We start from the raw sequence: 15758 nt of genomic DNA, 5'->3' as shown, positions 1-15758 counted from the left end.
CTGCTCTGCTCTAGGATGAGTTTAATTATCAAACTTTTAAAACGAGGTTTCCCATGTGCGGTATCGTCGGAGCAGTAGCCCAGCGAAACATTACCCCCATCCTGATCGAGGGCCTGAAGCGCCTCGAGTACCGCGGCTACGATTCCTGCGGGGTGGCACTGCACCTGGACGGGCGCCTGACCCGTTCGCGCAGCACCTCGCGCGTGGCCGACCTCGAAGCGCAGGTGCAGCACGCCCACCTGCAAGGCTTTACCGGCATCGCCCACACGCGCTGGGCCACGCACGGCGCACCGGCCTCGCACAACGCGCACCCGCACTTCTCGCCCAATGAGGAAACGGCGCGCATCGCGCTGGTCCATAACGGCATCATCGAAAACCACGACGAGCTGCGCCGCCACCTCACAGAACTGGGCTACGAGTTCCAGAGCCAGACCGACACCGAGGTGATCGCGCACCTGGTCGACCACATGTACAACGGCGACCTGTTCGACACCGTGCAGCAGGCGGTCAAGCGCCTGCACGGCGCCTACGCGATCGCCGTGTTCTGCCGCGAGGAGCCGCACCGCGTGGTGGCCGCGCGCCAGGGCTCGCCGCTGATCGTCGGCGTGGGCAAGGGCGAGAACTTCGTCGCTTCCGACGCCATGGCGCTGGCCGGCACCACCGACCAGATCATCTACCTCGAAGAAGGCGACGTGGTCGACCTGCAGCTCGCGCGCTACTGGGTCGTCGACGCCGATGGCCGCCCAGCCGAGCGCGAAGTGAAGACCGTCCACGCGCACACCGGCGCGGCCGAGCTGGGCCCGTACCGCCACTACATGCAAAAAGAGATCTTCGAGCAGCCGCGCGTGATCGGCGACACCCTCGAAGGCGTCACCGGCATCATGCCGGAGCTGTTCGGTGACCGCGCCTACAAGGTGTTCAAGGAGATCGACCGCGTGCTGATCCTGGCCTGCGGCACCAGCTACTACGCCGGCTTGACCGCCAAGTACTGGATCGAATCGGTAGCCAAAGTGCCGGTCAACGTCGAGATCGCGAGCGAATACCGCTACCGCGACAGCGTGCCGCACCCGAACACGCTGGTGGTGACGATTTCGCAGTCGGGCGAGACGGCCGATACGCTGGCCGCGCTCAAGCACGCGCGCAGCCTCGGCATGCACCACACGCTCACCATCTGCAACGTCGCCACCAGCGCCATGGTGCGCGAATGCTCGCTGGCCTACATCACCCGCGCCGGCGTGGAAGTGGGCGTGGCGTCGACCAAGGCCTTCACCACTCAACTGGCGGCGCTGTTCCTGCTCACGCTCACGCTGGCGCAGGTCAACGGCCGCCTGTCCGACGACGAAGAAGCGACCTACCTCAAGCAGATGCGCCACCTGCCGGTCGCGTTGTCGTCGGTGCTGGCGCTGGAACCCCAGATCATCGCCTGGGCCGAAGAATTCGCGCGCAAGGAAAACGCGCTGTTCCTGGGGCGCGGCATCCACTATCCGATCGCGCTGGAAGGCGCGCTCAAGCTCAAGGAGATCTCGTACATCCACGCCGAAGCGTATCCGGCCGGTGAACTGAAGCACGGCCCGCTGGCGCTGGTGACCGAGGAGATGCCGGTGGTGACGATCGCGCCCAACGACGCCCTGCTGGAAAAGCTCAAGTCCAACATGCAGGAAGTGCGCGCGCGCGGCGGCGAGCTGTACGTGTTTGCGGACGTCGACTCGCGTATCACCTCGGGCGACGGGCTGCACGTGATCCGCCTGCCGGAGCACTACGGTTTGCTCTCGCCGATCCTGCACGTGGCGGCGCTGCAGCTACTGGCGTATCACACGGCGCTTGCGCGTGGGACGGATGTGGATAAGCCGCGTAATTTGGCGAAGTCGGTGACGGTGGAGTGAGGTTTTTGGATCGGCGGTGTGGCGGGCTGTCGAGACATAAAATAGTCTGACAACAGGAAAAATTGTCTGACAATGCAAAAAAAAGTCTGACAACGATGATTTTTCCTTCACTTCACGTCGTCAGGCAGGCGTTGTATTGACGCCTGCCTACGTTCATCTGCTGAAGACCTTGAATTATCTGCACTGCTTGCGCAGTCCATGCTTGCAGGTGCCGAACCAGTTACGGTCTCTTTGGAAGACGGCAAACCCGGCAAGGCGGGACACTCCCGTATGTTGGGCACGGATTTGCCCTGGTACCGATTGCCTATGCGGTAACGCCCCTGTTGTTAAAGCAGACTCTCTGCCGCTTCCGACTGATGGCGAATGAGATCTTCTTCGCTCGTCTAATGTAGAATTGCCTTCCTGTACAGATAGGAGTATTCCTTGAATGAAATCGTAAAACGTCTGCATCCGGTCGCGAATGTGCGGCGCAGATTATTTGCTCTCTCAGGTAATCGATGCGCGTTTCCCGGGTGCCCCCATCCTGTTATCAATCAGGCCGGGCAGTTAGTCGCGGAGATGTGCCATATAGAGGCAGCAAACAAGGATGGAGAACGATTTAATCCGAACCAGACTAACGAGGAACGTCGTGCTTTCGAAAATTTGATTTTGCTGTGTGGCACTCATCATACCGTTACCAACGATACGGATGTTTACACCGTAGCGAAAATGCAGGAGATGAAAAGTGCTCATGAGGCCCGCTCGTTTATGCAGCCGCCGGAAATGCAGGAGTATTTCGTCGATGTCACTTCCAATCAATCTTACGAGTTGCCCAAAAACTTCCTAAATCTCGACACCGCAGGATGGGACGATACTTCATTCTCAGAAGCAAATAAATTGCTGGTGCGGATCGCGACTCTGCCCCCTCTGACGAGAAGTTTATACGTTAATGCGCTGATCTGCGCTGTGCCGCGGGACCTTTCGTTATTCGTCGACCCTAATGAATTATCGATACGGCTACAAGTTCCGGTCGTAACGCTTGAGCCCCACTTTGCGATGTTAGTGCGAGCGGAATTGGTTACCGAATGGTCCGCAGAGGAGGCCGAGATGTGCGGCAGGCCTCCGTTCAGGCATTTTTATCTGAGAGGCCTTGATAGAGAAGATTATGGAAACTATTTCTTGGTGTTGCTGAATCGCCGTTTTCGAGCCGACCCTGCGACACTTCGCGATATTATAGAAAACCTAAATTATCAGCTTCTTGACGAGTGACCTGCACATTATTGTCGATGTTGCAGAGGAGGCACAACGTCAGCTGGGCTTGGTTGGAGATGCGGCGTGGCTCCTGAGCGTTAGGCTACGCGCAGAGCACAACATTTCACCTCAGGCCTACGTTCTAGGACACTAGAAGGATTTGGAAAAATACTGTGCGGGGCAATGTAGAGGGCAGCATCTGATGGATTTCGTTGGGAAAATACTTTTTCGTTCGTCCATAATGTGAAAGATAACCATGACAACCACCATCGCAGAACGGGTAATCGACTTCCTAGGGAATCTCCAAGGCATGGACCGATTGCAGACTCTTATCGAAGAGCCGCGTAAGGCCGTGATCGACCTGAACACCGCAGCAATTATCGAAGCAGATCCCAAATATCCGGACGGTGAAATCCTCTTGTACGAACGAGCAAACGGTGCCCAATCTCGAATTCACACGCACAAGCTCATCGAGCAGCTTTTTGTGCGCCACGCCTCCGAGTTAGCCGTCACCGAAGGCGGTACAGTCAAGGACCAGTACACGCACATCTCCGAACATTTTTACCGCAAGACCGGCTTCGGCCAGTAGTCTCGGTAAATTATGACTAAGCTTCATGTGCTTGATGCGCTCGCTGAGAAGTGCCGTGTAGGTTTGGCTACACTCGCAGACCAATCTGATTCGATGTTTGCAGGTTTTCCAACCGCCACCTGTGGCAACGCTGCCGAAATAGTCGGACGAGTTTTGAAGGAACAGGCCGGGTACGATGGCCAGTACGTCGAGGGTAACAAACATCCAAAGCTGAAACCTGGCCAGTCCCACGCATGGTATGAGGTAGGCGACTACATCATCGATATTACCTACGACCAGTTTGAGGGTACCGGTCTTGCAGGATGGGTGTTCCAGCGAGGGCACGGTTGGCACGCCGAATTTGCAGACGTCTCTTATACACCTGGCTTCAATACACCTAGCACTTGGAAATCCTATCCGTATGACGGGTATGAGGCGGTCATGCTAGAGCTGCAAATAAAACCGGCTACGTGAAAGCCGCGCGAAAAAGGCTCAGCGGCACCCGCTGCTCGCCACGAGCGGGCCGAGCCATTGAGAGGGTTTGCACGGTGCCGGACCAGCGAGGAAAGCATGGTAAGATGCCGGTCGCGCTTTTCGCGCTTTTACAGGTCTTAATCCGAAAACGTTCATTTGGGCGCCGCGTCCGACCAGGCGGAGACATGCAGAGAAGAACGTCCTAGCAGCAGAGCCTACTTGATTCGTGCGTAGGTGAGACCTTCCGCTACACGGCGTACCTGAAGGATGTTTCGAGCACCGACGCTAGTCATGATGTCCTTATGCGCAATACCTTGCGCCGCAAGTGCGCGAATTTCTCTGACTTGGTCTTGGGAAAGTCGGCCCTCTGCCCCGCAGATGACAAGTGCAGCGTAGTCAGGGTCCTTCCAAAGCGCGCTGATGAGAAGGTTTGGAATGCCGGCACGTGGGTTGATGACCTCATGCAGGGCGATGGCTGCTTCACGTTCTTCAAGGGTTGCATTTACGCTTGCGAGCAGACGGTGCTCATGGAGGAATTTCAGTCCTTTGAAGCCACCTGGGATCATGTTGAGCGAGTTGCCTTGCTTCTTTTGCAGATCAACTTGGTCTTCCTCCCAATCCATGATTTGCTTGAAGGTGTGGTTGGTCACAATAAGCTCGGAATGCAGCCGTGCCTTTTTAGTGCCGACATACTGACGCCAAGCCGCATGGAAAGTCTTGTTGCTGCCGTTTCGGATTTCGCGGAAGTGCTCCCCCATACGCTCTAACCAGTTTCGTTTGCTAATGCCGATGTAAAAGTGCTGCGTTCCAAGCGAGCCATCGTCATTGACCAACGTGATGCTGTGGCTGTATCCCACATGGGCATCAGCAATCTTCGGGTACCCCTTCATCACAATCTGCACAGGGAAGGAAATTGACCAGTCCGTTCCGTCGATGACATGGAAGTCGATGTGGAGGACTACCCGTCGCTGGCCGTCTGGACGTTTGTACTGAGGTTGGTCGAAATACGGCGCAACGCGCGTCAATAGTGTGGGTTGATCATCGCCAGGCAGCTTTCGATACTGTAGGACGAGATCGAAATCGAGTCCCCCGAACAAGCTCCACGCGGGGCGACCAGCGCGATGAATATTGTCAGCCAGCATGCGATCAACCACACCGGTCAGTGCGTCGGAGACTTGAGGTGTACTGCGGTGACGCCTTCGGGACGTCGTCTGGATGTAGCCCTGATTAGTATTGTTCAGCGCCTCATCAATCAGCCAAGATAGTTGGTATGGGTTAATGGGCGCATGCTTGCCTATGACCTCTTCTACGGCTTTCGGATTGACGTACTTAAACTTCATTCTAGGCCCTCGGTTGGCAGCTAAGCATTGGCGCAAGTCTCGTGTGCGCTCGGACGATTTGCGTCGTCAGGATTGGGTTGGAGCATAAGCCGCAGTCCAGTGGCAGTCTGAGATCGCCCTAAGGTCAGACTTCATGATGCGTACAACGTCCGGGATTCCAGCGCGCGTATGGCTGATAGAGCGGCTTTACCTACAGATGGGTGGTCGTGGAAACTACGGACGAGGGCAAGATCGGTCGATTCTCCAAAGCTTCCGAGAACTAGGAGACAAAAGCTGCAGATGCTATCCTTGCCGCCAAGGCATGTCTCTTCGTAATAGCTGAGCTGGGCGTCTGGTTGGCGCAGTGCGCCGCGGCTGATAGCTATTGCCAAATCGGGGTAAGCCTGCGCTAACGACGGCCTAGTGCCACTATTGGAGAGAATCATAGAAGACGTCAGCGCGAGTGCACCTGCTGCCGAAAGCGTACATTGCTTTAGGAGTGTATTCCTGGCCGGTAAGGTGAGCGGCGAGTTTGGAGCGTCAGTCACATCCGGCCGCGAAACCCAGTAGTACAGGTCTGCGCACGCTTGCATCGCGCGATCTACTTCTGTCAGTCCCTCGCTGCGATTCGCTGGCAAATTCGCCAGCACTTTCCCAAGTGCTTTGTGAGCTTCCCAAAAGACTTCAACTGCATCCTGCGGCATGAAATGCTTCTTATCCGGTAGTAAAGTCCAAGGCATAATTCCGGGTACCGCGGAAACATCGCCTGCGTCTCCAAGTTCTCTCAGCAAAATTCCAACGAATGATATGTACGGAGGCTCGGCTCCAAGTGAAGCTTTCTTCAGCAGGCCCAACTTCACCTCTAGAGGCATGCCGTTGATCGCTTCACAGTACGCTGATGAAAAGGGATGGTCGAACTGGCGTGAAAAAAAGGTCCACGCGTTCACATTGTTGTCATGGTCATCCCTAGAAATTATTTCTACTAGCTCGGCTTGAACCGTATCCGCGTACTCATGCTCGGCTTCGTCCAGCGCGCCTAGTCGCCCTAGAGCTTCGAACACAAGGCCGTTCATGATCGGGCCGATGTAGTCAAGCGCTTCCTCAAGGCCTTCGACAATCTGAGAGCGGAAAGGCTCCGGAGCATCGTTCACGTAGAGGCAGAAGTCGATGACATCCAATTGGAGGTGATATGGGAGGCGGCGCATCGACTTGACCAAGGGTGCAAAGTACTGTGCGATGCGCGACTCTATTTCCGCAAACTTTGAAAGTCCTATGAGGAAGTAAAACTGACCATGGGTGTGCGCAGCCTGCCAGGCAGAGAACAGCGCGTCATGAAAGTCAGGGCCAGCTTTGGGTCTTGGAAAGCCGCCGCTATGGATGAAACCTACGACTTGCGAAACGCCGGCCTTTCGCGAACCCACATAGGCTTCGGCGAAGATACCGCTGCTGGCAGAGACGCGCTTTTCCCGTGCGGCATTCCGATGGGCGACGACGCTCCGCTCAATTGCGGCATCCATTGATGCAAGTGCCGTCATCATCTCCGGCAGAAACTCGCCCTGCAGAAGCAATCGCCACATCGATGGGACAAGAGTGTCACTTGTTGGGCCCATCATGATGGTCTCTGGCAGGATCGCGAAGCCTTGAAAGCCGCGGTCACTCATCTCAAAGGCGATCCCTTCTGTTTCCCTGGTCATCGTCGTGATGAAGTGACGCAAACCTTGGGTGGCCCACTCCTGGGCAGCTCTGCCGCAAGTGCCGTCCGCGCATGCACGCAGCACCTCAGGGTCGGAGCAAGACGAGAGGAACTGATGCAGCAGCGTATCGCTTTCCAGACCGCCGACTATGAACGCCTTGGACGATTCATAGCGCGGCAGTTGAAGTGCCGCCTGCAAAGACTCGGCCGTTAGCATCGTATTGCGAATCGCGTATTCAGCGGTGAAGCTTTCAAGGAAGAGTTCGTGTATGAAGGTCATCCGATCACCGCGCCGTTCCAGCAATCCTGATTGATCGACGGCATCCCTAACATCGCGCGCATACTTTCTGGTGGCGACGAGCCTATCGAACTGCCTCACCGAGAGCCCAAAAGACGCGTTGGCGATCAGCGCGCCCGCAAAGTCGCATAGAAGACTCACACCTTCGCTTGCGAGCGCTCCAAGTTTTACCCTGGAAAATGCGTCAAACAGTGCAAAGCGGCTAGCACCTGCTGGGAGCAAACTCCCAGCCACACCAACCAAAACTGCTTCGAGGCCTGACCGGGCAGTTCTCAGGAGTTGAGATACGTTCTCATCACCTGTCACGAGATTGTGGTTGGCCAGCCTTTCCTTCAGAGCTATTGACGGCGGTCTGACTTTTAGGGTTTCGCTGCTCAATAGATCGATGCGGCCCGGCATCATTTGCGTCGTTATGGCTATTCGTGCTTGGTATCTGCTGGAGAATGCACGGACGCTGCGAAGCAAAAAGTCTTGAAGTCGTGGCGGACATTCATTAAAGCCGTCGATCAGCAGTATGAGCGGCTTTGATCTGATACGGCTGGCACGCAGGATGTCTCGTGCGGATGAGGTGTCTAAAAGGGCGGCTTCTGCATTGAGCGCATCTTGGAGCCGTCCATTGAAGGTATTCGCTGAGAGGAGCAAAGGAACGTAGCCTCGGGCGACAGCACCGACTGCGACTGATCTCGCAAGAAGCGTCTTGCCGCAGCCCGAGGGGCCCTGAATCAGGACTGCGCTTGGACAATCAAGAACTGCGTGGGTCGCGTCGTCTGTGTGCAGCTCTCCTTTCCTGAAGTCATAGACATCATCGAGAAGCCTTTGCGCGTAGGGGGCAAAGTAGGCTTCGAAAGCGGCGAGATATTTGGCAAGCAGCTCGTCACTGGCACGCGCATCTAAGTGTATCGCGGCAGCCACGTCCGGAACCAGCTGCAGGCTGAGCGATTTGGCAAATTGGTCCCATGTACCCGCGTCCCACGTAGCCCCCGACTTAAGACCCATCAAACCGCCCAGATCATGCAAGTCACCGACGCGGACCTTGTAGTCGCCTTTGGTCAACTTGGACGAGCCGGGGATGCCTGATGCGGCAACGACCATGGCATTGGGATACTCGTGTACAGACCCAATCGTGTGCATGAAGTCACGAAGCGCGTTCTTTGCCCCGAGTGCTTGTTGGTATCCGTTAGTCACGGTGCGAAATCCGAATGCTCCTTCTTGGACCCAGCGACCGTTAATTTCGCCCTGCACAGGGAGGTGATAATCCTTGGCTTCAATGAGCAGCGTTGTTTCTGCGGTGGCAACAACAAGGTCAACTTGCCTACTACCGATAGCGACGTTCGCGAAGATGTAGGCCCATTCAGTCCTGGCGTTGAGCTGATCCCAGATTCGTTGAAGAACAAGTTGCTCTGATGTGTGCTCGACGGGAGCACCGATGTATAGGCGGACCTTTGATGCTGGCTGGGGAGGCGCAGTCATACCCGACCGCCAGGGACTCTTCGCGCCAGATAGCGACAAAGGACACCACTGATCCCTACCATTAGCTCGGCCTCTTCGAATTGCGGTGGTGCCCCTTCGGTCAGATGCCGTCCGAAATTCGACGTATAACCCCAAGCCTTTTCTACGATTTGGTCCACTGGACGCGGGAATATCGTTGGGTTTTGCTGGATGAGTTGGCCAAGAGTCGCCTTGCTTGCAGCGACATCTCGGACAACGCACTCCAGGGCCGCCATAGCGTGCTGGATAGCACCACTGATTTCAGGTGTTGGCCGACGCGAGAGATCTTGGATGGCCTCATGCAGCTCGTAGGCTGCTGTCACGCGGCCCTGCTGGGAAAGGACCTGTTGTCCCTCTCGGACTGCGGTTTCAAATGCCTCTGAGCCTCGCATTTGAATCTTCTGGTCCAGAAGCTGCCAACCGACTCCCGCTACTCTGAAATAGTGGTTTACTTCCTCGGAGAACTCTGTGCGCTTGTAGAGAGCCTTTTCGGCTAAATGCTCTATAAAGTCGTAGACCTCAAACCATTCGAGGTCTTCAATGAGGTTTGCCACCTCATGGTCGATGTTCGGGTACTCCGACCAGTTGCTCTTATCCGGCACGCAATAGAGGATGCCGCAAAGAATAAGGCGAAGGTCGCTCGGTGCGAAACCACTGCGATAGGCAATGGAGACGATTGCGGTCCTGAGGTCGGCCGGGGCATCGTGCCTGATGCTGATTTCAGCTTCAGGCCGTGAATAGCCATGTCGTCTAGAAAACGAGTTCATTATCCCCTCTAGGCTGGTAGTCTTATTGCCTTAGTATATTTCACATCATGTTTTCAGGCCGCAGAATCCAAGGTTGGCAGCTTGCCCGGATGAAATTAGCTCGCGACCTCCTGCTGTTGGTCTCTCACGAAGCTTCTGCTGGGTTCGATGCCATGGCCGAAGACGTGGCACGACCTAGAGCTCCTCAAATCCCGTCCGCACTTCATCGCCAGCTGCCTCACCGCCGTTGGCGATAGCCGAGTAGGTCTCGAGAACCTCCTGCGGCTGATGGCGGGCGTCGGTAGAGTGTCCGCAGTGCCGTCGGCGCTACCCCAGTTACGCGATGCCCTGGGCAGATCTCCCGTTGACTTGTTCGATGACGGGAACAGTCTGTGGCACGCGGAGACCATCTGCCAAGTAGCAGTGCATGAACATCGAGAGGCCCTGGTTCGAGACGTCAACCTGCGCAGGGCAACACTCGACATCCTCGACCGGCTCGTCGACGCTGGGTCGTCGCTGGGATTCCAGCTTCGCGACTACTTGGCGACTTCGCCTACAGCGACTGTGAAGCCCAGTAGTTCCAACATTTGATGCGGCGGTCACTTTGACTTCTTCGCTTTAGGCGAGTCGCACCCGATACGTCATTGAGCCGGACGACCGCTCCCCCGGGTTTTTTGCATCTCGACCCGCATGTGACGTCTGCCGCAATAAGTGAGTTTCTGCTAGTTTCACAGTAGCGGTTATCTGCATAATGGAAAGCAACTTCACTTTCTACACTTCTTCATGCTTTCTGATGACATCGCCTGGCTAGGTAAAGAACACGGGCAGCTGGCGCCCCGCGTACGTGCCGGACTCGGCTTGCTGCTGGCCTCTAGCGACTGGACATGGTGGCACCAGCCGGATACGACGTACACGGCGATGCAGCAGTTGACGCGGCGCTCGGGAATACTGCATTGGGGCGGTGACGCAGCGGTACTGTCAGCGCACCAATGGTTGCCTGCGCCACGTGCTCGCCAGATTGCCGATGCATTCGACCATGTGCTTGGCCGACTGAACGTGCCGCGCCTCAGGATTGGCAAGGAGGTTTGGGACTGGAGCACGGTAGGTCAGATGCATGGCATCCGCAGCGACTTGGCAAAGGTAATGCCGCTTGAACGCATCTTCTGCGAGTGGCCTTCGTATACGCGTCGCCGTGTTGGTCCGAGCCAGTTTCCCACCCCGTCAGCAACGGAACGTAACGGAACCGATATTCGCGCAGCCGATTTGCTCGCTGCTGCCTCTCCAGATACGGATTGGGAGTACAGCTCACGTTTCGAGATAGCCATTGGAACGTTGGCCGAATTGCTCTCGCGCCAGCAAACGGTACAATTGGCGATCGTTCTCGAAGACGATCCTGATTTGGCTCTCAGGCACGCGGCAGGTATTCGGCGGGCCACGTCAGCTGCATGTGCCCTACGCCTCGGCTCCAATCTTGACGAGCTCCCCGCATGGCTCGCCACATTCGCCGACGCGTGGCTGAACGGCATTCCAATCGACGATGCCCTGTTATGGACCAATCGGCTCAGCGCCGTGCAGGGCGAGATCATTGCAAGCACATCGAGCTTCATCTTGGGCAGCCGCCGTTTCTTCGATCCAATTATTGCGTTCAAATCAGCCCCGCACGCACCCCAGCAAAGGGTCCAGGAAGACCGGTTGATGCCGGTAGCCGTTTACAGTCCACCGCCGGTCGTGCGAGTGCTGCACGCAGACGCCATGCAGGATGGACACTGTTTGGACGTGTTTCCTTTGGCGGGAACGGTGCACCTGCACGTCAACATTCAACCAAAATCGCCCCTGCATCGGGACCGGCTGGCGTTTCCGGACAATGAGGTCCACTGGGAAGGGGATCGTAAGCGCTTGCAAGTCCACATGACCGAGCTGGGCAAGCGGCCGGTAACGGTGCCGATCGAAGTGCCGCGGGCTGGCGCCAGTGAAGTCGCAGAATTCGCCTACGATGTAATTCCAGGCCAATCCATCGACCTGCGGTTCCTCGTAAGCGACGGGGCGCGCATCCTGCAAACCGCGCGCATGCAAGGCGAGCCAGGTTCTGCCATCAGCTTTTTCATCGAAGCCATTAATACACCGCTGGAACTGGAAAAATCCTCCTTCGACTTGGCCATGCTGGTCAACGACAGCTTGGGCGGCCAGCCGAGCGCGACCGTTCTGTCGTCCAGTGGCATCTCGCTGACGGTGCTCGACGGCCACGATATCGTAAACGCACGTCGGGATTTCCTCGAGACGCTCCAGACCAGCGTCAAGTTTCCCAGCAAGGATATCGTCGACACTCTGTTCAAGCTAGCGAGCAAGGGGCGAACCCTATTCAAGGCCATCAAAACCAGCATTCCGGAATGGCCGGCCCAGCTTAAACGAGTGCAACTGATGACGCCGTCCAACGCATTCTTTCCGATCGAATATCTGTACTGCGCTCCAATGCCGGAGAACACGAAGGCCGGCCTGTGTCCTGACCGCGCGGGCTGTCTTGCTGCCGGCGTGGCCCGGCACCCCTGCTCGATCCGCGAAAATGCCACCAGCCTATGTCCGATGAATTTTCTTGGCGTAACCACGGTTGTCGAGCGGCAGACGTGGGACCCGACCAAGCCTAAGTCGGTATTTCTTAGCGAGCCGAAGCAACTGGCCGAGCGTCACTGTATTTCCGATCTGAGCCGGGCAGCGTTTGCGGCATCGAATCGTGCCGACGATTTTGCAGACAGTGACCTTGCGCCAGGCTTCGCCCCAGTCCGTCTTGCCCAACTCGCAGCGACTCTGGGTCCGGCTCAACCATCATGGGATGCCTGGAAACAGGCAGTCAGGTCGAACCCGGCGCTGTTGGTTTTGATTCCTCACGTGGACGGTGAAAAGCTACAGATTGCGCAAAACGAAGAACTTTTGAGGGGAGCGATCGAAGTGCACCACGTCGGTCAGGGCCGCCCACTCGTGGTGGCGATAGGCTGCAATTCGGGCGAGGCGCCGGTTCCCACCAGCAGTCTGCCGTTGCTGCTGATGGACGCCGGTGCGGGAGCAGTGATCGCGGCGCTGACCGAAGTGCTTGGTCGCTACACAAATGCGGCGACGCTCAGTTTCGTTGAAGGGCTGCGTGCTGCGGCTGCCGGAACGGAAGCGGTCTCAATCGGGTCATTGGTCAATCGGATTCGAAGGGAATTGCTGGCAAAAGACAGTGTATTTGGAATGGTCTTGGTCGCTTTCGGTGACGCCGATTATGCACTGGGAGGGACACAAGTTGAGGAGACCCTCGATGTTTGAAGTGAAAGCGATCCAGGCGGAGCATGGCGATGCGCTGCTGGTCAGCTATGGCGATACATCACCGCACCACATACTAATTGACGGCGGGCCGGCAGGCACCTTGCACAATCTTCTCGGCGTGCTGGAAGGATGTAAGCGCAACGGCCGTGTATGCCTGGAAGCGCTGGTGGTAACTCATTATGATCTCGACCATATCGACGGTGTCATCGAGCTGCTTCAAGCCAAACCGGAATGGCTCGACATTAACGATATCTGGTTCAACGGCTACCAACACATAGCGCCCGCTGATGTCCTCGGTAGCGCCGAAGGCGATAGACTCGCCAAGCTGATCGAAGGCGTATATCCTTGGAATTTTCGGTTTGGCGGCGGGCCAATCAAGGTTGGCAACAAGCAGCCGCTCGAGATGCCTGGTGGTCTGAAGGTATGGATCCTGTCGCCCGACCAGGATCGCCTCACCAGGCTTGCCGTCGAATGGGGGGATGGCAAGGTTGTCCCCGAAAGCAGCGACCCGGCGGTGCCTAAAGACTTGTTGGGACGCAAGGACGAGTGGCCGCCGCTGGAATTTGCAGACCTGGCCAGTGCGCCGCGTAGCTCGGACGGATCGATTCCCAACGGTAGCAGCATCGCCCTGCTGCTGGAGTTCGACGAACAACGTCTGCTTCTGACAGGCGATGCATTCGCAACGGTTGTCGGCGACGCAATTGAAGCGTACTGGGACACGCCACCGGTCGTGCATCTGCTAAAGGTATCGCACCATGGCAGCAAGGCCAATACAACCGACAAGCTGCTGAAAACCCTCCAGTGCAAGCGCTTTCTCATATCCACTAGCGGGAAGGGGCACGGCCACCCAGATCATGTTTTGATCGCCCGCCTAGTCGGCAGTACCAACCAGCCCGAACTCATCTTCAACTATGACTGCGAACGCACGGCCAACTGGCGAAAGCCGCCGGCCGATTGGCCGCGGTTTTCGGCAACGTTCCCGCACCCTGCAGAGTGCTTCGTTCGCGTCGCTCTCCCGCTTATTGAGGAGGCTCCATTGGTCGAGAGAATGGAGCCATGAAGAAGCAACCGAAGTAGAAAAAGGCGCAATGGAGCCGCGTTCGTCGGGCGCAATTAGCTGTACTAGCGCAGACTTGACCTGACACATACTGTCAGATGAGTTAAGGTCTTCGTGGGGCCGCTACCGGCCAGAAGCTGCACAAGGCATGGCTGTACGTAATCGCCAGAACTTAATGAGAATGCTGAATAAGAAACTCTTCGATGCAATTTTAACGCACGCCGACTTGAGTGACCCAGCAGAGCAATTCCTAGCTCAAAGGCTCATGATCGAAGCGCTTAGTCGGGTAACGAGCCAGTTGCCGCCGATTGCCCAGTCTGCTGCTTTCACGGCTAATCGTTTCATTAACGGTGCGGCAACGGAGGAAGAAGTCATCGAAGAGCGTGCTCGGCTCTGGAAAGCGATTGAGGGTCGAGCCCAATCCGACGAGCCCGAAGTTCTGAAAATCAGAACCGCGATATGCGTGTTACATCCCATGGATTTGACGGTGGCTGCGGAATCTTTAGAATACTTTTTTGCGTTTTGGCAGCGTGGGGGGCTAGGGCAGGCTGAGCTTGCAGCCGCAGTCGAGAATAAGTATGGCATTTAAACGGCCCAGTTCGGCCAGGAACGGCTTTGCCGCACGACCGGAAGAATAGAACATGATGTGATCGATGTTTAAGGGGCCAAGAGGGGCCCCGGTGAAAGTCGCCGCCAACTATGAAATCTACTACCTGTCCACTGTTAGAATCTGGCGTCATGCAGCTTATAAATATTTGAAAATGGCCTGCCTTGTATGAGAATTCGCACTGAAATTGGTGTTTTGAGAAGCGGCTTTTTAATTGCGTTGGTTTCATGGGCATCCATTGTCAGTGCTGAGCCGGTGAAATACTCGCCGCCGGACAAAGCGTTTGAAGTGATGTTCCCTGAAAAGCCAGAGTGTAAAGAACAAAAGCTGGAAGTTGTAACCGGTAAAGCTGTTATGCACGTCTGCTCGTATGCCAACGTAGACGCGCAGCTGTTCTATAGCGTAACCTATTATGATGGACTATTGGTGCCCCATCATGTGGATTCGGCTGAGGCATTGAAGGGGGCGATGAATGGAGCTGCCACTGCAACTAGCTCGACTATCGTGGAGAGTCATAGTTCTGAAATTAATGGATTTCCGGCCCTCGAGAGCGTAATGCGCGATCAAAATGGTTTGATTTCGCTTTCGCAGTACGTATTGGCAAATCAGCGCCTGTTTTCCATCGAGTTCGCGGGATGGCGGGGCCGCGTGCCGAAGGAGGCCGTCAACGCCTTTATGAATTCCTTTAAAATCAACGTCAAACCATAGCTTGGCCGAAGCTATGAAGGTCCGCTATGGATGCTGTCGTTCGCCGGACATCGTTTATCCGGTCAAGTCTGAGCTAGTACAAATTAGCCCAGACCGACGAATATATTGGGGCTGCGAGCGCCGGCCTGTCACTGCTCGTAGGACGGCATCATCTCCCAGGTTGTTTGGCTTGCCCCATCTTGGGTATCCTTCCAATTGTCAACTCTTGTTGCGTAACCGCCAACATTTGAGTCATGCCAACTATTCGAGGGGAAGAAAGCAGGCGCGCATTGTCAAACTTTTTTATCGCAAGTGTCCCGTCCTAAAATCGGTTGTCATGAGTTCGCCTTGTTCAAGGAGAGCGAGATGGCAGTTGAGGGAAAGCGCACCCAGCGCGACTACACGCTG

Annotated in this window: 11 protein-coding genes; 8 read left to right on the top strand and 3 right to left on the bottom strand. The window is 56.2% G+C overall.

What is annotated here, in order from left to right:
- Window positions 1-53: 53 nt before the first annotated feature.
- From glmS to E4O92_RS23895, 4 genes are all read left to right on the top strand, one after another.
- Window positions 54-1883 carry a glutamine--fructose-6-phosphate transaminase (isomerizing) gene (gene glmS / locus E4O92_RS23910; RefSeq protein WP_135192144.1) on the top strand — a complete coding sequence of 610 codons (1830 nt, stop codon included), beginning with the start codon at window positions 54-56 and terminating at the stop codon, window positions 1881-1883.
- A gap of 423 nt (window positions 1884-2306) precedes the next feature.
- Window positions 2307-3131, top strand: coding sequence for a hypothetical protein (locus E4O92_RS23905; RefSeq protein ID WP_135192143.1), 825 nt, complete (start codon window positions 2307-2309; stop codon window positions 3129-3131).
- A gap of 238 nt (window positions 3132-3369) precedes the next feature.
- Window positions 3370-3702, top strand: a complete 333-nt coding sequence (locus E4O92_RS23900; RefSeq protein ID WP_135192142.1) for a hypothetical protein — start codon at window positions 3370-3372, stop codon at window positions 3700-3702.
- A 12-nt stretch (window positions 3703-3714) separates the two neighbouring features.
- Complete coding sequence (locus E4O92_RS23895; protein ID WP_135192141.1) at window positions 3715-4155, top strand: hypothetical protein; 441 nt, start codon at window positions 3715-3717, stop codon at window positions 4153-4155.
- Between the two features lie 215 nt (window positions 4156-4370).
- On the opposite strand, the gene E4O92_RS23890 is transcribed toward E4O92_RS23895, so the two are convergent.
- From E4O92_RS23890 to E4O92_RS23880, 3 genes are all read right to left on the bottom strand, one after another.
- A complete protein-coding gene (locus tag E4O92_RS23890) occupies window positions 4371-5495 on the bottom strand; it encodes a GIY-YIG nuclease family protein (RefSeq protein ID WP_135192140.1) in 1125 nt (374 codons plus the stop codon).
- Window positions 5496-5626: 131 nt separating this feature from the next.
- Window positions 5627-8935, bottom strand: coding sequence for an NERD domain-containing protein (locus E4O92_RS23885; protein WP_135192139.1), 3309 nt, complete (start codon window positions 8933-8935; stop codon window positions 5627-5629).
- A complete protein-coding gene (locus E4O92_RS23880) occupies window positions 8932-9720 on the bottom strand; it encodes an AbiJ-NTD4 domain-containing protein (protein WP_229483717.1) in 789 nt (262 codons plus the stop codon). The genes E4O92_RS23885 and E4O92_RS23880 overlap by 4 nt, the downstream gene beginning before the upstream one ends.
- 762 nt (window positions 9721-10482) lie before the next feature.
- Here E4O92_RS23880 and E4O92_RS23870 point away from each other — a divergent pair.
- The 4 genes from E4O92_RS23870 to E4O92_RS23855 all read left to right on the top strand — a co-directional run bounded on the left by E4O92_RS23870 (window position 10483) and on the right by E4O92_RS23855 (window position 15371).
- Window positions 10483-12999, top strand: a complete 2517-nt coding sequence (locus E4O92_RS23870; protein ID WP_135192138.1) for a hypothetical protein — start codon at window positions 10483-10485, stop codon at window positions 12997-12999.
- Window positions 12992-14059 (top strand): ComEC/Rec2 family competence protein, encoded by a 1068-nt coding sequence (locus E4O92_RS23865; RefSeq protein WP_135192137.1) that lies wholly within the window; start codon window positions 12992-12994, stop codon window positions 14057-14059. Before E4O92_RS23870 ends, E4O92_RS23865 begins: the two co-directional genes overlap by 8 nt.
- 145 nt (window positions 14060-14204) lie before the next feature.
- Entirely contained in the window at window positions 14205-14645 is a 441-nt protein-coding gene (locus E4O92_RS23860; protein WP_135192136.1) for a hypothetical protein, read from the top strand.
- A gap of 186 nt (window positions 14646-14831) precedes the next feature.
- Window positions 14832-15371, top strand: a complete 540-nt coding sequence (locus tag E4O92_RS23855) for a hypothetical protein (protein ID WP_135192135.1) — start codon at window positions 14832-14834, stop codon at window positions 15369-15371.
- Window positions 15372-15758 lie beyond the last annotated feature (387 nt).

Origin of the sequence: Massilia horti, from assembly GCF_004614195.1 — a bacterium.
Classification (GTDB): domain Bacteria; phylum Pseudomonadota; class Gammaproteobacteria; order Burkholderiales; family Burkholderiaceae_D; genus Telluria; species Telluria horti.
This window is presented reverse-complemented; position numbering and strand designations above follow the sequence as displayed.